Origin of the sequence: Solidesulfovibrio carbinoliphilus subsp. oakridgensis (assembly GCF_000177215.2) — a bacterium.
GTDB lineage: Bacteria > Desulfobacterota > Desulfovibrionia > Desulfovibrionales > Desulfovibrionaceae > Solidesulfovibrio > Solidesulfovibrio carbinoliphilus.
In genome coordinates, this window is the sequence record NZ_CM001368.1 from 1008777 (window position 1) to 1026911 (window position 18135).

At 59.2% G+C, this 18135-nt stretch carries 18 protein-coding genes and 1 other RNA gene; 10 read left to right on the forward strand and 9 right to left on the reverse strand.

The window, feature by feature from the left end:
- Positions 1 to 52: 52 nt before the first annotated feature.
- From DFW101_RS04505 to DFW101_RS04520, 5 genes are all read right to left on the reverse strand, one after another.
- On the reverse strand, positions 53 to 385 hold the full coding sequence (locus DFW101_RS04505; RefSeq protein ID WP_009180337.1) for a hypothetical protein: 333 nt from the start codon (positions 383 to 385) through the stop codon (positions 53 to 55).
- A 283-nt stretch (positions 386 to 668) separates the two neighbouring features.
- Positions 669 to 842 (reverse strand): hypothetical protein, encoded by a 174-nt coding sequence (locus DFW101_RS19405; protein ID WP_009180339.1) that lies wholly within the window; start codon positions 840 to 842, stop codon positions 669 to 671.
- A 98-nt stretch (positions 843 to 940) separates the two neighbouring features.
- A complete protein-coding gene (locus DFW101_RS04510) occupies positions 941 to 1144 on the reverse strand; it encodes a hypothetical protein (protein WP_009180340.1) in 204 nt (67 codons plus the stop codon).
- A 227-nt stretch (positions 1145 to 1371) separates the two neighbouring features.
- Positions 1372 to 1932: a recombinase family protein gene (locus DFW101_RS04515; RefSeq protein WP_009180341.1), complete on the reverse strand. Its 561-nt coding sequence runs from the start codon at positions 1930 to 1932 to the stop codon at positions 1372 to 1374.
- A gap of 1169 nt (positions 1933 to 3101) precedes the next feature.
- Positions 3102 to 4418 (reverse strand): pyridoxal phosphate-dependent aminotransferase, encoded by a 1317-nt coding sequence (locus DFW101_RS04520; RefSeq protein WP_009180342.1) that lies wholly within the window; start codon positions 4416 to 4418, stop codon positions 3102 to 3104.
- Between the two features lie 712 nt (positions 4419 to 5130).
- On the opposite strand from DFW101_RS04520, the gene DFW101_RS04530 reads away from it, so the two are divergent.
- A complete protein-coding gene (locus tag DFW101_RS04530; protein ID WP_009180343.1) occupies positions 5131 to 5610 on the forward strand; it encodes a cyclic nucleotide-binding domain-containing protein in 480 nt (159 codons plus the stop codon).
- A gap of 133 nt (positions 5611 to 5743) precedes the next feature.
- Here DFW101_RS04530 and DFW101_RS04535 read toward each other — a convergent pair whose 3' ends face one another.
- A complete protein-coding gene (locus tag DFW101_RS04535; RefSeq protein WP_009180344.1) occupies positions 5744 to 7774 on the reverse strand; it encodes a methyl-accepting chemotaxis protein in 2031 nt (676 codons plus the stop codon).
- Positions 7775 to 8504: 730 nt separating this feature from the next.
- Here DFW101_RS04535 and DFW101_RS04540 point away from each other — a divergent pair.
- The 4 genes from DFW101_RS04540 to DFW101_RS19410 all read left to right on the forward strand — a co-directional run bounded on the left by DFW101_RS04540 (position 8505) and on the right by DFW101_RS19410 (position 11419).
- Positions 8505 to 8750, forward strand: a complete 246-nt coding sequence (locus DFW101_RS04540) for a hypothetical protein (protein WP_009180345.1) — start codon at positions 8505 to 8507, stop codon at positions 8748 to 8750.
- A 50-nt stretch (positions 8751 to 8800) separates the two neighbouring features.
- Positions 8801 to 9161: a transfer-messenger RNA gene (gene ssrA / locus DFW101_RS18895) on the forward strand.
- Positions 9162 to 9369: 208 nt separating this feature from the next.
- A complete protein-coding gene (locus DFW101_RS04545; protein ID WP_009180346.1) occupies positions 9370 to 10587 on the forward strand; it encodes a tyrosine-type recombinase/integrase in 1218 nt (405 codons plus the stop codon).
- 97 nt (positions 10588 to 10684) lie between these two features.
- The gene (locus DFW101_RS19410) at positions 10685 to 11419 is read left to right on the forward strand and encodes a hypothetical protein (protein ID WP_157137617.1); all 735 of its coding nucleotides are present in this window, start codon (positions 10685 to 10687) and stop codon (positions 11417 to 11419) included.
- 63 nt (positions 11420 to 11482) lie between these two features.
- Here DFW101_RS19410 and DFW101_RS19885 read toward each other — a convergent pair whose 3' ends face one another.
- Positions 11483 to 11656 (reverse strand): hypothetical protein, encoded by a 174-nt coding sequence (locus DFW101_RS19885; protein WP_232286248.1) that lies wholly within the window; start codon positions 11654 to 11656, stop codon positions 11483 to 11485.
- On the opposite strand from DFW101_RS19885, the gene DFW101_RS18900 reads away from it, so the two are divergent.
- Genes DFW101_RS18900 through DFW101_RS18620 form a run of 3 tightly spaced genes read left to right on the forward strand, consistent with a single transcriptional unit; the run spans position 11615 to position 12787 of the window.
- Positions 11615 to 11770 carry a helix-turn-helix transcriptional regulator gene (locus DFW101_RS18900; protein ID WP_232286219.1) on the forward strand — a complete coding sequence of 52 codons (156 nt, stop codon included), beginning with the start codon at positions 11615 to 11617 and terminating at the stop codon, positions 11768 to 11770. The two genes, DFW101_RS19885 and DFW101_RS18900, sit on opposite strands and share 42 nt — an antisense overlap.
- Complete coding sequence (locus DFW101_RS18905; RefSeq protein ID WP_009180349.1) at positions 11763 to 12107, forward strand: helix-turn-helix domain-containing protein; 345 nt, start codon at positions 11763 to 11765, stop codon at positions 12105 to 12107. Before DFW101_RS18900 ends, DFW101_RS18905 begins: the two co-directional genes overlap by 8 nt.
- Positions 12104 to 12787 carry a hypothetical protein gene (locus DFW101_RS18620; RefSeq protein WP_050805025.1) on the forward strand — a complete coding sequence of 228 codons (684 nt, stop codon included), beginning with the start codon at positions 12104 to 12106 and terminating at the stop codon, positions 12785 to 12787. Before DFW101_RS18905 ends, DFW101_RS18620 begins: the two co-directional genes overlap by 4 nt.
- Positions 12788 to 12868: 81 nt before the next feature.
- Here DFW101_RS18620 and istB read toward each other — a convergent pair whose 3' ends face one another.
- A complete protein-coding gene (gene istB, locus DFW101_RS04565; RefSeq protein ID WP_009180350.1) occupies positions 12869 to 13645 on the reverse strand; it encodes an IS21-like element helper ATPase IstB in 777 nt (258 codons plus the stop codon).
- A 13-nt stretch (positions 13646 to 13658) separates the two neighbouring features.
- Positions 13659 to 15173 (reverse strand): IS21 family transposase, encoded by a 1515-nt coding sequence (gene istA / locus DFW101_RS04570; RefSeq protein ID WP_232285950.1) that lies wholly within the window; start codon positions 15171 to 15173, stop codon positions 13659 to 13661.
- A gap of 343 nt (positions 15174 to 15516) precedes the next feature.
- Between istA and DFW101_RS04575 the strand changes: the two genes are divergently transcribed.
- Together DFW101_RS04575 and DFW101_RS04580 are read left to right on the forward strand one after the other, a co-directional pair.
- Positions 15517 to 17361, forward strand: coding sequence for a hypothetical protein (locus tag DFW101_RS04575; RefSeq protein WP_157137618.1), 1845 nt, complete (start codon positions 15517 to 15519; stop codon positions 17359 to 17361).
- Positions 17358 to 17990, forward strand: a complete 633-nt coding sequence (locus DFW101_RS04580) for a hypothetical protein (RefSeq protein ID WP_009180352.1) — start codon at positions 17358 to 17360, stop codon at positions 17988 to 17990. The genes DFW101_RS04575 and DFW101_RS04580 overlap by 4 nt, the downstream gene beginning before the upstream one ends.
- The last annotated feature ends 145 nt before the right edge of the window (positions 17991 to 18135 follow it).

Below are 18135 nucleotides of genomic sequence, written 5' to 3' on the forward strand. Positions count from 1 at the left end.
GCCGGGAAATTTCCAGAAAACAGAGTAAGATCGTCTTTACTCTGGTTGACCCCTAGACGGCCTCGCCATTCTCCCGGGCCTCAACCCTGCCCGCTTGGTCCACGAGGTCGGAAATCGCCTGGAGATAGCGCTTAAAATGGGGCTTGTAATGGCTCCGGGAGAATTCCTCCCGAAAACCGCTCAGTTCGCCAAGCCGCCAGGACTCGGACCATGTCGGTTTGCCGAACCAGCGGGTCAGGACCACGTATTCATGAGCCCCGATGATGGGGCCGATCCTGACCTCGACGTCCACAGGGCCGAATTTGACCTTGTCATGGACGAGTGTGCGGACTGGGAGGCCGTAGAAGTCTTCGTTGGAATCGACCGTGCAATGGATTCTCCGCATAGGCAGTATTCTCCTTTTGGTGCATCTCCTGAGTTGTAGAGGTTGTGAGGTTGGCGGGAGCCTTGGCCGCTGAGAGGCGCGTCTTTTCTGGCTTCCCGGGAAAAATAAAATTTCTGGCATAGCAAAGGTCATGGCGGCGGGGGTTCGCACTAAAACCCCGCCTTACACGGGGGTTCGGACGCTCAGATTGAATGATAGAGCAGCCGCAGGTAGCGCATGACGAGAGCCTTCAATTCGCTCAGATCGGCCAGTAAAAGACGGGCCATATCGAATATGGTCATTGCTACGCCTCCTTGAAGCGGACTTTGCCGCTCTGGGTGTTGTCTATGTGGATCAAGGCCAGGAACAGGGCCTCCCGGAAGAGTTCGACCTGGGGGACAGACAGGCGCTTTGCCAGCTGCTGGTAGGCCTTCACGAGGCCCGATTCGAGACGGATGGTGACGACTTGGTGCGACAAGGAACCTCCTGCTTTGAATACGCCTTGGGCGCAAAAAAAGCCGAGCCACGGTGATGACCCGGCAGACGGGGGACGCATGGGGCAAGGCCCCGGTGGTTCTACTCGGCCTCGGACTGGCAGAGTTTTGCGAGTTCCTGGAGCTTCGCTTCGACCCAGGCCGGCGGGGTGTCGCGGCCGGAAAGCAGTTGCTGGGCACGGCCGAGGGAGAGGCCCAGGAAACGGGCAACGTCCGAGGTGTCGAGACCTGCGTCCGTAAAAACTTGGCGCAGCGGGTGGGATTGTCTCTTGAGCATTTCGAGCATGGTGTCTCTCCTGTTGGTGTTGTGCGGGATGCGGGCCGTCCATCTCGATGTTGACAAGCCAAGTATAGCACAGTCGTCGAAGTCGTAGTCCAAGATGGTCCATGTTGGGACGAGTTGGTCCCTTTCGGGCCATCTTGGCCTCGGCTTTCACTCGCCGCTCCACAAAAAAAGGCCGCCATCCCCAGGAGGACAGCGGCCATGCAGGTCATTAAATACCCCGTTACGGGCTACTTGGCCTTGGCTATCACGTTGTAAATCGTCCCCCGCGATACCCCGAAGGCCTTTGCAAGGGCGGACTTGTCCTCGCCGGCCTCGATCCGCTCCAGGACTTCCCGGACCTGGACAGGCGTGAGCGTGGCCTTTCGTCCGCAGTGCTTGCCGGCCCGTTTCGCCGCAGCCACGCCCTCCCGCTGCCGTTCACGGATCAGGGCAAGCTCGAACTCGGCTACGGCCCCCATAACGGCCAATTGGAGGTCCTGCATCGGGTTGGGTTCTCCGGTGAAGAGCAGGCCTTCCTTGTGAAAGCGGACGCTGACGCCGCGCTTGGTCAGGTCCTTCACCAGGGCCAGCAGGTCGACGAGGTTCCGGGCCAGCCGATCCATGGAGTGGACCACCAGGGTGTCGCCATCGCGGATGAAGTCCAGACAGGCCTTGAGGCCAGGGCGGTTGGTGGTCGATCCGGAGCACTTGTCCTGGAACTCCCGGTCGAAGGCCATGTCGGGAAGCTGGCGGTCGGTGTTCTGTTCGAGCGTGGATGCGCGACGGTAGGCGATGGTCTGGCCGGACATGGAAGACTCTCCTCGTTCGTGTTGAACAAGTTCTTAGACCATCTTGGAATTCTTGTCAATAATGGATTTTGAGACTTGTTGAACACTGGAAAGCCAGGAACGACGGTCGGCCTCTGAATGTCGAGAAAGCATACCTTGTTGACAGGAAGAGAGTTTCGGCAACGCGTTGTCGACTCTTACTGGAGATAGCGGACAGTAGTGAACCGACGCAGAGAAGGCCCCCAAACTGACGGAAAATAGATATATATTACGATGAGTAATGTCGTAACGGGACAACCCGACCGTCCCCTACGAATAAATGCCCCTCTACGCTGGGTCAAATCCCAAGAGGAGGTACACGCATGGGAGACTTCATCGAACTTCTGCTCCACCTCGCGCTTGTCGGAATGGCCTTGCATCGCATGTGGTAGGCAGTCCTGCCGAAACGGACCCCCCTGCATGTCGTGGTGGCATGTGGGGGGGGAGGGGTGGCACCCGGGGTGGCGTGGACCCAGGCCAAGGGGTACCCCCTATAGCCAGTACCTATTAACCACGCGGAATTTTTTACAAAAAGTCGCCAAATGGGTCAAAGTAGACCGAAATAGGCCAGAATATCGGCCTCTCATAAGCGGGTTGAACTGTCATGGGGAAGCCATGGAGTCAATAATCTGAAGTAGTTATGCCAAAAAGAACATATTTCTTGTGCACCTGGATCGAGGATAAATCATCTGGTCAGCCAATCGATGGGAAACGAGGTCGATATGGCCATTGACGTAGGCAAAAGCTCCCCCTGAATACGGAAGGCGCAGGACTTGAGGATGCCCCATGGAAGTGGTACAAAACAACTCGTCAACTGGGGCACACGGGCTGTCCCATTAGGAAAAAATCAAATAATTGTTGCTTGTTACGCGAGCAATCGGCTGATTCCCTCCCTCGCTACCAAGAAATTACGGGGATCGGTCACCAGTGTCCGGTCCCCTTTTTCTTTTCCTTTTCCCTGTGCCGCCGGTCCGGACAGGCCATGCCGACCATACCCTCAACGTCTTCCCGGCAAAACATGGCAGCCCATGTCTGGGGATTTCCCCCCAGGGGGCCGCTCGGGAACTCACGGCCGCCCTGGAGGCATACTGGGCCGAACGGAACCTGGCCGCCCTTCCATCAAGGCCTTCCCGTCCCTGCCCGCCATGTCTTCAGGCATGACGGCGGAGCATCCGCTCAAGCCTGGCCACGCCGCGCCGAAGCACCTCCATGTCCGGCCCAAAGCTCAGCCGAATGTGATTACGGTAACAGGAATGGGGCCGTCGCCGGTCGGGGTTCACGTCGAAAAACACCCCGGGCACCACGATGACTTTTTCCTCCAGGGCACGTTCGAAGAAGACCATGGCCTCGCGGAACTCGCCGGGCAATGCCTTGAGGTTCGCCCAGACGTAGAAGGCCCCCTCCGGGACAGCCTCGATGACAAAGCCTAACCGGCCAAGCTCACGCAGCAAGTAGTCCCGCTTGTGGCCAAACTCCATCCGGATGGCCGCGATTTCCCGCTCCGCCACTTCCGGAGAGAGAAGGGTTGCGGCCGCGCGCTGCACGGGGTGGTTTGCTCCGCCATCCAGGAACGATCCGGCGCTGGCCATGGCCTCGATCACCTCGCTCGGTCCTACGACCCAGCCCACCCGCCAGCCGGGATAGCGCCAATTCTTGGTCACACCGTCGACTACAACAACAGGGTCCCGCTCCACGTCCTCCACGAACTCCGCAGCCGAGACCCGTAGCTCGCTCCTCCCGTAGACATAGTGGGAGTAGAACTCATCCATGATCAGGGCGCAGCCGTGGAAACGGGAAAGCTCCACCCACTGCCGCAGTTCTTCCCCCGCTACCAGCCGTCCCGTGGGATTGGACGGATTGGAAGCAAGCAGCGCCCCGAGCCCCCGGCTGACAATCTCCCGCTCCAGGGTGGACGGTGCCATTCGGTAGGCGTTGGCCGGGTCCAGGAGAATGGGAATCGGGGTGAAGGAACGAAACACGGACAGGAGCTCCTCGTAGGCCGTATAGTCCGGAATGAAGTGGCCGAGGTTGATGTTGCCGAGGGCCGCAGCGATGCGGGTCAGGGCCGCGCGCCCGCCCGGGGCGATGCAGACGTTGCGCCATGTGTACTTGGAGCGCTTCCCCTGGCGGTGGAAGTGGTTGTAGAACTCGGCCACCTGCATGCGCAGGTCCTGCCGGCCGGCCACGGGCGCGTACTCCTGGTCCCAGGCGTTGCAGGCGATGCACTCGATGCGCTGCGGGGCATCGGGAAGCCGCGTGGTGGATGGCGCGCCCTGCCCGAGGTTGGCCCACTCCGGATGGTCAGGCGTGAAGCCCTCGGCCCGGGCGCGGTGCATGACATGGATAACGCCTGTGCGCGGCACGGTCCGAAAGCCGGGGACGCGGCCGGTGTCGGTCGAAACGGACGAGTACGGCGGCTGGGGCATGGAAAGCGAAAAAGGATGGTCGGCGGACTGCGGGAAATACATGCTGTCTTCTCCGGGCTGCGTGTTCTGCGAACGGGCGACATCCTGGCCGGCGGCGCGCAATGCGCGCGCAAAACGGCAGGCCGGCGGACGGCCGCGACTACTTGGCCAAGGCCAACGAGTTGTTCCGGATCACGAGGATCAGCCGAGCTGAGTGCGAAACGCGCGGCTCGGCTATCCAGCAGCGGCTGCGGAGGCGGATGCGGGAGCGTTCCCGGGAAGGCGGGAGAGGAAAGAGGAAGGTGACGGCAGGGATGGGTTCCCCAAGCCGTCGAGCCATGCGCGTTCGGAACGATGTCCTTCAAAGCGCGGACTAGATGGACATGGAGTGGATGTGGACTTCATGGGGAAATTGTAGGGAGAGAGGGACGGAAAGGTCAAGTGCCGCCGGTGGAGGCGCGCGACTTTGAGCCCTTGGCGAGGCAGGAGCCCATCGCGTACGGCGGCATGTAAAAAGCGGATCGACCCTCGATGGGGTTGTTCCGCTTTTTTGTCCGCAGGCTCCAGCAGGGCCGCCGATCCAGGAGAGGCGGCCGGGTCCTGGTCCGTTTTCTGGTCACGGCCGAAGGGCGGGGCACCGCCCCTGGCGGCCGCCGCAAGACGGCTCCACCTGTCGCCCGGCTGGGACACCATCTTTCCCTTTGCGGACAAAGCGCATAGGATGGACAGGGATCGGCCACACCCCATCACCCTCTGCGCCCCGAGGAGGCCTCCAATGGAGATCGCCCAGACCGAAACGGACAAGGCCGCCATTGCCGCGCGCCTCGACGGCCTGAAGCTCGGGGCCGCCTTCACCTGGGAGGAAATCCGGGTCCTGGCCGGCTACCTGCGGGAAAAAGTCTTTCCCGCCGCGACCGTCATCATCCAGGAGGGCAGAAAGGCCACGTCCCTGGCCTTTCTCGAGGAGGGGGTGGTGACCATCCAGAAGGAGGACACCGGCCAGCCGGAACGCCATATCATCGACCTGAGCCGGGACGCAGTGATCGGAGAGATCGCCTTTTTCGACAGCGAACCCCGTTCGGCCACGGTGGTGGCCAAAACGGACGTCCGCCTCCTGGTCATGACCCGGGAACACTTCGACGCCCTGGCCGAAGCCCATCCGCATCTGGCCATCAAGGTGCTCTTCTACATCGGCCGGGTCCTCAGTCGCCGATTGCGCCAGGTGACGGGGCGATTCGTCGGCCTGCTGGCCTAGTGGCGCGTCCGTGAAAAAGTACGTTCTTTTCCACGGATAAGGGCCGAATATATTTATTTTTTCTTAAAAAATACTGGCGTATTTCCAAGGGTCGCAACATCAGGCCCGCGTCGCGGGGCCCCTGCCCGCCGCCTCAACCGGCGATCGCCCGGTTGTCGGATTCAAGGCCGGAAACAACGGACTCAAGGCCCCTGGCCTGCCCGCCAAGGGCCGCCACGGCTCGGGCCGAGGCGGCCATGGCATCCAGGGTTTCCACGGCAATGCGGTTAATTTCCTCCGTGGCCCGGCGTATTTCCTCGGAAGTGGCCGACTGTTCCTCGGCGGCCGTGGCCATGGACCGGATCTGATCCGAGGTCCGGGCCACGATCCCCACGATCTCCTGGAGCATTTCCCCTGACTCGTTCGCTTTTCGGGTGCCGTGCTGGATGGCGGTGGTGGTCTCGTCGGTCTTGTCGATGTTTTTGCGGGCGCTTTGCTGCATGGCCGTGATGAAGCCGGCCACATCCTTGGTGGCGGTCATGGTCTTCTCGGCCAGCTTCCTGACCTCGTCCGCGACCACGGCAAACCCTCGGCCGGCATCCCCGGCCCGGGCCGCCTCGATGGCGGCATTGAGCGCCAAGAGATTGGTCTGGTCCGCGATGTCGGCGATGACGCCCATGATCTTGCCGATGCCTTCGGCCTGCCCCCCAAGCTCGCCCATGTCCCGGCGCAGCTCATCGGCCAGACGGTTGACGTTGCGGATGGCCTCCACCACGCCGGACACCATGTCCGCGCCCATGGCGGCCTTTTCCCGGGCAGCCTCGGCCAGGGCGTCGGCCGCGGCCGCGTTTTTGGCCACGTCCAGGACCGTGACGTTCATGGCGTCCATGGCCGCGGCCGTCTCGCCGATACGGTCCTTCTGCTCCATGGCCCCGTGCTCGACGGAATCGACGCGCCGGGTCAGGTCCTCGATCTCGCGGGCCAGATTGTCGGCAATGCCCTTGGCCTCCCGGGCCGTGTCGCGCATCCGGTCGGTCTGCTCGAACATCATGGCTTCGCGGCGGCGCAGTTCCGTGAAATCGGAATAGACGCACAACGCGCCCATAAGCGTTCCGTTGATGGCGTTATAAAGCGGCGAGGCGTCGATCAGGACGTTTCTGCGGCTGCCCTTGCGGGAGACCAGCTCCACCTCCTTGCGGATGGTCCGGCCTTCGGCCATGGCCGTGCCGAGCACGGTCTTGCGGCCCGGTTCGCCGTAGAAAAATCCGGCCACGTTTTGCCCGTAGTAGTCCTCGGGACGCCCCGACTGTTCCAGGAGCGCCATGAGGCTGTCGTTGGTAAGCAGCAGGTTCTCCCGGACGTCGACCACCACAAACGGCGTGGCCATGCCCCTGATGATGCCCTGATAGTAGCCCAGCGAATTTTCCAGGTAGCGAACCATTTCGAGGAGCGAACCGGCCATGACGCCGAATTCCCGGGGCAGGCCCGTTGCCGGCTTTTTCGTGAAATCGCCCGCGCCGATGGTTTGGGCATAGTCGATGATGGACGACGCCCCCCGGCTGACGCCCTTGAGCAGAAAAATGATCAGGGCCATGAGCAAGAGGACCGAGATGACGGCCATCGTGAGAAAAATACGGAAGACCGCCCCTTCTTCGGCCTCAATGGCCTTGAGGTTGGCCTTTGAGACTTCCTGCTGACCGGCGACAAGGGTCAGGACGGTTTGCTTGATGGTGCGCCAAAGCGGCGTTTCCTCGATGTTGAGCACTTCCACGGCCCGGGCCGTATCCCCGGCCACAGCCATGTCCATAAGCTTGATCTTGAGCGCATGGCTGGCATTCCACTGCGGCAGGATTCCCTCCAGACTCCGCGCAACATCCTCTTTGGCCAGGGCGGAGGAGGCGGCCAGAGCCGCTCGAAAACTTTTATCCGCATTGTCGAAATTATCCCGGGCCTTCTGATCCTTGGGATTGAGCAGCACGTTGCGGGCGGCCTGTTCATTTTGCAGTCCCTGGGCGTAGAGATCCTGGAGATGAAAGAGCAGCGGGCCGTCAACGGCTCCTATTTTCTCCAAATACCCGACTGTCCGATCTTGTTGCAGATACAGCAACATCACCGTCAGCGACGCCCCGACCACACTGGCGATGCCAAGCGTCATCAACAACCATTTTATGCTTACGCGATGCATCCTCTTCTCCAGCGCAGAGGCAGACCGCCTCCGGAATTACGGTGGAATCAGGCAAAACCTTGCGGACGGGCGCAATACAGTCACAAGTATGGCAATTTTATTTCAATAATGACGTTTCTGCAAGAGGGGAACACCATTTTCTTCTCCAGCCTACCGATATTGCGAAATTCATCACAAACATTTTCTCCAAAAAGATGGCCCTTCAAGGAAACTTGTGACAATAGGAACGAACCGTTCTCGGACTATCTTTCTTCTTGCCCGGCGAAACGCATGGAACATCAGAAGCGCACCCTCCGGGACAGACTGCTCCCCGTGTTCCGCAACCGAAACCATACCGCTCCGGCAGCCCTCCTGCGGCAGGGATCCGCATTTCGGTCGCGCCTGGAGGGCAATTTCGGCCGGACCGGAAAATCGCAGCCAGCAAACAGCCGCCTGTATCCCGCTATTCTGTTTAGACCGAACGCAACGGCCGCCCGGAGCCGGAGGATGGGAGAGGCGTCACTGCCCTGGCAGGACCACGTTTCGGCCGGCAAAACCGCCAGCGCGCATTCGCCACGGCTCCGCCTAGTCACGGGAGCCACAAAAAAATACTTCCCGAACAGGCGGATAAGCGCTACGAAAAGACTTGGATGTCTGGGCCTTTTCCCTGTTTGCCCGCAAACAGGGGCCCTTCCTGCCACACCAAGCCGCCGCGGCGAACCCGGCTGAGGCGACGTGAGGAGATGTTACCATGCGCCGCATTCTTTTCTTGATCCTGTGTGTCCTGGCTTTGGCCTCCGGTTGCACCCGCCCGCCCTATTCCAGCCCGGGCAAGGATCTGGCCACCGTGGAAGATGATTATACGGACTGTTTCTCCAAGGCCTCGCTGACGGTCAATACGCCCCCCTTTCCGGACAGCCCGCTTCGGGAGCGTGACACCCTGACCGACGACTGCATGCGGGAGCGAGGGTATAATTCCCATTTCCGACTGTTTTAAGGCGTGGGCCCTTGCCTTTTGTCCATAACGGCTTATATTTCAGTTTCGACGGGGGCGCCCTGGTTTCGACGGGGATAGTGAAGCCCTGGTTGCAGGCCGAGGTGCCGCGAGGCCTCGTAAAACACGCGGCAACTGGTTAACTGCCAACGACTACGATTACGCCCTGGCTGCTTAAATAGACAGCCAGCGTCCCCTCGGTCGACGCCTGATACGCTGAACCGGGATGCCAAACCCCCATCAGGCTGGTGCAAACCCTCGTCCGTTGGGGTGCGCGCGAGACAATAGACGGACTGGCCGGAGGCGGCCCGGCCGGAAGGCCTGCCCGAGGCGAGATTGTTTTTCGGTCTAAGCCTGTAGACGCTAGGAGTGGAGCATTCTCGGACGGGGGTTCGATTCCCCCCGCCTCCACCAAAAGACCTTCCAACACGATCCGATAAAGTCCAAAAGATCAAGAATTTCAAGGAAAAGCCGGTACCGTAAGGTCCGGCTTTGTCCGTTTTGGTCCGTTGACATCCACCATTCCACCGGATAGCTAACCGGATAGGCAAAGCGCGACCGCCCGGAAAACCGGATATCCGGCGAGAAACTATGGCCCCGCCTGCCTCCGGAGGTTATCCGCATGGCTCTGACCGATGTTGCCGTAAGGAACGCCAAGCCCGGCCCGAAGACGATCCGCCTCAAGGACGAACGCGGGTTGCATCTGGAAATCAGCCCCAAGGGTGGGAAGTGGTGGCGTCTGCGTTACTGGATATCCGGTAAGGAACGACTCATTTCCCTGGGTACCTATCCAGATACTTCCCTCAAGGATGCCAGGGAGCGGCGAGACGAAGCCCGCAAGCTCATCGCCAACGGCATTGACCCGAGCCAGACCCGGAAGGAAGAGAAAGCCGGCATCGCCGCCGTCGCTGTGACCTTCGAGAAGGTGGCGCGGGAATGGTTCTCAAAGTTCAAGGAGAACTGGACCGACTCCCATGCCGACCGGACCATTCGCCGCTTTGAGATGGACGTTTTCCCCTGGATCGGGGAGCGCCCCATCCGCGACATCCTGGCCCCCGAACTGCTGACCACCATCCGCCGCATCGAAGCTCGTGGAGCCATTGAGACAGCCCACCGCACCATGCAGAATTGCGGGCAAGTCTTCCGCTATGCTGTGGCGTCTGGTCATGCCGAACGCGACATTTCCGCCGACCTCCGGGGAGCCATCCCCCCTTCCAAGGAAAAGCACCACGCCAGCGTCACCGACCCCAAGGACGTTGCCGCCCTCCTGCGGATCATCGAGACATACCAAGGCTCTTTCGTGACCATGAGCGCGTTGCGGCTGGCCCCTATGCTGTTCGTGCGCCCTGGCGAACTGCGCCATGCGGAATGGTCGGAGATTGACTTCGACAAGGCAGAATGGCGCATCCCGGCCGCCAAGATGAAAATGAGGGAACAGCACATTGTCCCCCTCTGCCGGCAGGCCATCGCCATCATGCGTGAACTGCATCCCCTGACCGGGGCCGGGCGCTATCTGTTCCCGTCCGTGCGGACCTCGGCAAGGCCCATGTCGGAAAATACGGTCAACGCCGCCCTACGCCGCCTGGGCTATGCCAAGGACGAAATGACCGGCCACGGGTTCCGCAGTATGGCTTCTACCCTGCTCAATGAAATGGGCTGGAACAGGGACGCCATCGAACGGCAGCTTGCCCACGCCGAACGCAACTCTATCCGGGCCGCCTACAACTTTGCCGAATTTCTGCCCGAGCGCCGCCGCATGATGCAGGCATGGGCGGATTACCTGGAAAAGCTCCAGGCCGGGGCGAAGGTGACGCCGATTCACGCGGCAGCTGGCGAGTAGACGACATCTCCCCGCCCTAGGGTAGCTCCTGAAAAGCCGGAACCCTACCGGCCTGGGCGGGGATTCAACATAGGGAGAAGCCGATGGGGCCTGGAATATGCACATGCTGCAGGGGAAGAGCGTAGTTGACTTTTATTTTTTTTGGCGTTGGCAATACATCAAAAGACACAAACAATGTGGTTTGAGGATTGATTTTAACCCATACGAACAACAATACAGAGATAATATCAAGAAGTTCGAAAGAGAATACAGTCTAAATATCACGCCATCTCGCATCATAGAAGGAATAATTAGCGATAAATTTGTGTATTATTATCCAGATTGCATGAGTAATGAATCAATTATAGAGCTTGATTCATCATATTTAAATGACAAAGGAGATAGACCTATTGATTACGACGACGAGGGCAATCCTATTTGCGAGAATTTAACTGATTATGTTGAAAATTATTGTCATTTGATTGCAATAAACAAATCAACAAACATAGAAATAGTCTTGGCTGATATTAGATGTCTATTTGAAAGTGATAGTCGTTCAAGGGAGGAAGCTTTTATTAAAAGCAGGAACATATCAATTCATGATTTCCAGAAAGAAAATAGAGACATAGTCAGGGCAATAGGTCTATGGCTTTGGGATCGAGTAAAAGAACTTGGAGGTAAACGCGGAGCAATTAAGCAGGCTATTGCTGAACTACATAAACATAACTACCTCACACAGCTCGGAATTACAGAGATTGAAGACACGGACATCCGTTTTTACCGTCGCCGGACGGAGGCGTGTGTCGTGGCCGAGGAGGTCCTCCCCTTCACCAAAAGAGGAACCAAAAGGTAAGGTCTGGTTCCCAGAACCGCAGAAATTTTCTGGTTCTTTTTCATTCTCGGCTTTTTTTGGTTTTTACTGACTATTCCACCCCGCAACCGCGAGTCTCCCCGCGTGGGTGGTCACTCCCAAAAGGAGAATGGTCAGTTGCAAAACGATCTTCACAAGCCCGAACGTCTTCTTCGTCTCCCTGCCGTCCTTGACCGCATAGGCTACAAACGTAGCCGCTTCCTCGATCTGGTCCGCCAAGGCGTGTTCCCTAAGCCCGTAAAGTTGGGGGGGCGCGCCGTGGCATGGCCTGAGTCCGTCGTTGACGATTTGGTGGATCGGCTGGTGGCCGGCAAGGGGGCTACCCATGAGTAGTACCCAGAAAAAGCAAAACCCGGCTGGGGGGCCGGGCTTCGCAAAAAACTCGAATGAAGATGGTGACAAGACCCTTGTACATAACAATTCCGCCGACTTCAACGACAATTCCGCCTCGGCCCAACGGTCCAGGATGCTGGCCGCCTTGCACAAAGGCCCTGTTTCGACCCTCAAAGCGCGTCGGGAATACGATATCCTTCACCCTGCTGCACGGGTTTTGGAGCTTCGCGCACGCGGGCATTTGATTGACACGGTACCGACCGATGACTTCACGTCTGAAGGTAAGCCCCACCGTGTCGCCCTGTACCTCTATCGGGGCATGAAGGGGGCGGAATGACTCGCATTGATTGTAGCACCAGCGAGGCCACGCCCCAAACACCTTCGGCTCTGGCTGTCTCTGCGACGAAGCAGCAAATGCAAAATGGTGCCGAGGGAATGTCTGTTCCTGACGCTGTACGCGCTCTGGCCTTCCTTTACCCTGCCCGTTCTACTTTTGAACTATGCGGCATCGGCCCTAGAATCAAAAAGCACCGGTTGTGGGATAACGACTTTGCCGGGGGCAAGAAGCCTATCGTCGCCGGTTGGTTTTCGGATCAGGAAAAGGCCGCCATGTTGGCCGCCATATTGGATGCCGAGGCCCGCCCTGAGGGCATCTACGTCACTCTAAACCCCACGTCTCCCGCACTGCTCGGCCGGGCTGACCATCGCTTGAAGGCCGGTGTGAACCGGACTCAAGACAGCGAAATGGTGGCCCTGTGCAATCTCCTGCTTGATGCCGACCCTGTGCGCCCGGCGGGCATTTCAGCAACCGAGGCCGAAAGGACCAAGGCCCGGGAAATGTCCAGGGCTATCTATGCCTTCCTGCGGGGGCTGGGGTGGCCCGATCCCCTGTGCGCCGATTCCGGGAATGGCGACCATCTTGTTTACAAGATCAGCTTGGCGAACACGTCCGAGAACGTGGCCCTGATTAAAGGCATTCTCCGCGCCCTGGCCGCTCGATTCGACACATGTCATTGACCGCCCTAATGGAGCCAGCGATGTTCACCCCTAATGGAGCCACCTTGGGTGGCGATTCCGGGGTTCGGACGCATCGAAAAGTTAGGTGTTTTCCTCCGCACCGGCAATGAGGTTTTTGAGCGCCGCTTCCTCTCGGGAGCTTCGATAGCTCCTTCCTTCAAGAATGACCTTGTAGGCTCCATGCCTAATCCGGTCCAAGGTCGCCGCCCCCAGCAGTTTATTGTTGAAAGCCTCCCCCCATTCGGCGAAGTCCAGGTTGCTGGTGATGACCGTTGCGCAGCGCTCATAGCGCTCGGCGATCAGGTCGTGAAAATCCTCATCCTCAGAGGATTTAAAGGGTTTCAAACCGAAGTCGTCGATGATGAGCAGGTCCGTCTTGGCCAGGGTGGACAATTTTCTGTCATAGGTGTTGGTCGCCTTAGCCGCTTGGAGCATCCCCAGGAGCTTGCCGATAGGCGTAAAGAGCACCTCGTAGCCGTTTCTGGCGGCGGCATGGCCAAGGGCCTGGGCGGTATGGCTCTTGCCAGTGCCGCAGGGACCGACGATGAGCACCGGGGCCTTTTCCTCCAGAAAGCGGCAGGTGGCCAAGTCCAGGATCAGCGCCTTATTGACGGACGGATTGTAGCTGAAGTCGAAGCTTTCCAAGGTCTTTTCGCTGCGAAAACCGGCACGGCGGACACGCAGTGAGAACTTCTTCTGTTCCCGGCGGGCCACCTCGTCCTGGATCAGCATGGCCAGGAACTCCACGTGTGACAGGCCGTCCTCGATGGCTTGTTTGTTGCGGACCTCCATGGAATCCAGGATGCCGGAGAGACGGAGTTGCTTGAGCGCGGGTTCGAGCGCTGGCATAGGGTTCATGAGTTCCTCCTCTTCATTGTAGTATTCCTCGCAATTCACGGCAATATTTCGACTTTCCTCTGTAGACCTCTTTCACCTCCTCATGGAAAACGGGACGCGGCAGGACATCCAGGCCTTTTTCCAGGATACGTTTGACGGTGTTGTAGCGGGGATCGTGATGGTCCATGGCGCGGCGGCAGGCGGCTTCCAGGCGTTTAGCTCCATACTTCTTCTTGAGCTGGAGTGTTCCTTGGGCGGCCCGGAGATTGTCCAGGACCTTGTGGGCAAACAGCGCGTCGATGCATTCCCGACAGGCCAGGCCGACCTTCTCAGCCTGGGCCAGACACCATTGCGGATCGTGCATGATGTAGGCTTGGGCTTCAGGCGGCTGATGCTCCTGGACAGTGGCTTTGCTCCCCGGCCGTGACAGCCGAGAGTGGATGGCGACCAGTTCGTTGTCGTGGAAGATCTGGACGGTTGTTTCCGTGGCGCGCAGCCACAGGGTTTGACGCACCAGACGGTGCGGAGCGGAGTAGTAGCAGCGGCGGAACTCAACGTGGCAGTTGCCGTGCAGCTTCACCTTGGCCCAGACGGCCAGCTCCAACGGCACGTCCGGCAGAGGGCGTAGAATGTGCTTTTCCGTCTCGGCAAACAGCGCCAAGGGTTGCTCCTTGGTGGTCCCATGGATGCGGTTGCCAGCTATTCCCATGACCCAGTCTCGCAACTGCTCATTGGCATCCCGCAGGCTGCGGAAGTCACGTAACGGCATGAAGTTGTTCTTGATATACTTGACGCCGGATTCCACTCGGCCTTTTTTCTGTGGATCGCGTGGTGGGCAAGGTGAAACCAGAAAGTCGCAACCCTCGGCGAAGGCGGCATAGGATCGCTGCACCTCGGGATCGTGGTAGCAGGCCTTGGTGATGGCGCATTTGGGATTGTCGATGATGACCCTGGCCGGGACGCCGCCGAAAAACTCGAAGGCCCGGCGGTGACAGCCAAGCCAAGTCTCGATCTTTTGGTCACGCACGATCTCCGCGTACTGATGTCGGCTCCAAGCCAGTGTCATCACGAAGAAATGCGTCTTGATAACTTCACCCGTAAAAGCGTCAGTAATCTCGGGGCCGGCACCAAAATCCACCTGCACCGCATCGCCTGGAGCAAAATCCAGCATCACAGTAGCCACCGGAGTGACTTCCTTTATCTTGGCGATGAAGCGCCTGACGCTGGAATACGCGCCCGTGAAACCGTACTTGCGAATCAGGGCTTGGTGAATAGTACAGCCGGCGATGCCCTGTTTGACCCAGTCCCGGACGTCGTCTTGGAAGGGGATGATGCTGGATGTGGACGGCTGATTCGTTGCCCGGCCTGCAAAGAACGATGACAAGGCCGCGTCAGTGGGTAAGGACGCCGCAGGATTGAGCCAGCCCTGCGACTCGGCGGTCAGACGGACGTGGGCCAGTTTTCTGCGCCCCATCAGTCCGGTCTTTGTGATCTGCCTGTCGGACTCGCCAAGGCGCATCCGAACAAGGGCATGACGATACTCGTACATCTCGAACCTCCGATTGGACATCCCGCGCTCCTCCCCTTTGTGAATCGGGGAAGGAGTACGCGGCGTCTCGAAGGTCCGAAACCCGGTCGCCTACAGCTGAATTGGCTCCATTAGGTGATCACGGAATGGCTCCATTGCCTGATCATCAAATGGCTCCATTAGGCGAGCACTCCGTGGCTCCATTAGGTGATCATCAAATGGACTCATTGGGGCGGTCGCCGACAACACAGACGGCGTGAAGGTGGATCAGAGCGTTTTCAATCCCGCCCGCTTGGTCAAGCTCTGGGGCACGATGGCCCGTAAGGGAGATGATACCGCCGACCGGCCGCACCGCCGATCCGCCATGCTTCATATTCCTGCCGATCCCCTGCCGGTTCCGCGTGAACTGCTCGAAGCCTTGGCTGCTGAGGTCAACGACGCCAAGCCGCCGGCCAGGGAGCCGCGAGAGCGGCGGCACGATGGCGACAACCAAAAACTCGACGTAGAAACGTACTGTGGCAAATATGGCGTCACAATCAAGGCGATCAAACAGCACGGCACGTCAACTTTGTATGTCATAGACCCATGCGTGTTCAACGCGGATCATGCTGGTGGAGAGGCGGCAATAGGGCAATGCGCTGATGGTAAGCTATTTTACCAATGTTATCATAATTCTTGCCAAGGCCGTACATGGGCCGAAGCTCGTCGCGTCATAAGCGGAAGTGATTCACTCTTTGATACGTCAAGGCCACGACACCTAAACAATGGCAGCCAACGGGCCAACGTCTCCCAGGCCGATGAATGGGAGCCGGAGATACGCCCTTGGCCCTCTCTATCGCGGGAAGCGTTACCCGGAATCACAGGGGCTTTTGTGGAGCTTGCCACCAGGGCATCGGAGGCCGATCCCGCCGCCGTGCTGGCGACCTTCCTTACCCGCTTTGGGGCCGAGGTCTACGGGCGGGAGTCAGGGAAGGGACCAATCCTGTACGTGGGTGAGACGAAGCACTATTCTCGTCTATTCACGGCCATCATTGGCGCATCCTCAAAAGCAAGAAAAGGCACTTCGGCCGGGCCGGTGAAAATCCTGTTCGACTTCTCGGCCGTTCCCGCCGCCCTGTTGTCCACCTATTCCCCTGCCAGCACGAGCAATGGCCCCTTGTCTACGGGAGAAGGCCTTGCTTTCGCCGTACGTGACGCCCGTCAAGAGTGGGTAGTCGATAAAAAGACAAAAGCCGGCGAATGGTCCACCGTTGACCCTGGAGTTGAAGACAAGCGCCTGTTCGTCTCCGACGAAGAGTTTGCCGCTGCGCTCCAATGCACAAAGCGCGAAGGGAATACGCTCTCTACAGCCATCCGGTGCTTTTGGGATTCCGGGGATTATTCTCCCCTGGTTAAGCGAGAGCGCACGAAGGCCACGGGAGCACACGTCTGCATCGTCACGCATATCACAACGCACGAATTGACCGCCCTGCTGGACGATGTGCAGGCATTTAACGGCTTCGGCAACCGATTCCTGTGGGTTTGTGCCCGGCGGCAGAGAGAAGTCCCTTTCCCCGCCAGGATGCCCGAAGACGAGCTTTCGGCAATTCGCCATGACTTGTTCAATGTGGTGGCCCTGGCGCATGAGTGCGGCGTGGTGAACCTTGACGCACAAGCCCGTGAAATGTGGCGGATGGTCTATTCCGATTTGTCCAAGGACCATCCGGGGCTTGCGGGGTGCATCATCAACCGAGGCGAAGCCCAGGCGTTACGGCTGGCCCTGGTATATGCGCTGTTGGACGGGCAAAATATGATAGGGGAGCCGCATCTCCGGGCAGGGCTGGCTTTTTGGGACTACTGCAAGACCTCGGCCCTGTACGTCTTCGGTGGCCGCGAATCCAGCCCGATAGCAGACAAGATACTGGTCGCGCTCAAAAATGGCCCCTTGACGACAACCGACCTGCACCGGGTTATGGGAAACCATGCCACCAAGGACACGATCAAGGACGCGCTGCAATCCTTTGTGGCCTCCGGGCGGATCATTCAGACCGAAGAGAAGACCGCCGGTAAACCGCGAAAAAAATACGCCCTAAGCGAAAAAAGCGAATTATGCGAAATTACTCAGTCAGGCTGTGATGCCGGGGAAGATAATTCGCTAAATTCGCTAAATTCGCCAGGGGGTGCAGAAAATAGCGGTCTATGGACCGGCCCGGCCGAGGTGGAGATATGAGCGCGGCTGAGGTCATCAAGGCTACGGGCGTGGCTCTGGCTCTGGTGGACGGCAAGGTGAAGCTGGCCGGTTTGGACCGCCTGCCGTCCGATGTGGCCGAGCGCGTTCTCAATGTGGCGCGTGAGCATCGGGAAGAACTGGTGCGCGAACTGTCGGGGGCTTCGGCCCCCGGCCCCTCTACTGGGCTGGAGTGGTTGCCCGGACCTCCTGCCGATGATGGACCAGACTTTGAAAGCTGGTGGGGGGCATTTGACTTGGCCGACTTCGCCAAGCTCTACGGTCTGCGCGTGGTCGCCGCTAGTGGTCGTGTCCTAGTCCTCTACCCGCCCGAGCTACACCCTGACCTTGTGTCTTACGCCGAGGCCCTTCTCGGTGATGCCCAGCCCTACCTTGCTGCCCGCCTGGACAAGTTGCCGGCCCTGGACCCTGCCGAGGTTGCGGGGATCATCAAGGACGTGATGAGCCAGCACAAGGGGCTGCGGTTCACCAGGGGCGACGGTGGGAGCATGTGGCCGATCTATCCGCCCAAGTGGGCCGCCTGCCAGAAACAGGTGGTGCAATCGCTTTGGCTTGCGGCTGGCGATTCACTGGACCACGACGATTTCAAGGGGATGGATGATGGGCAATAGGACGGCCCTAAAGCTCATCGGGAAGCCCCTTAAAATTGTGAATGAACGTCTTACCTTCATCCCACCCGCTCCCGAGGTTGGGCCGACGCGCTGCTTTTGGCGTGGTGGGCACGGCGGCAGGTAGTAACGACCAGACAGATGGAAA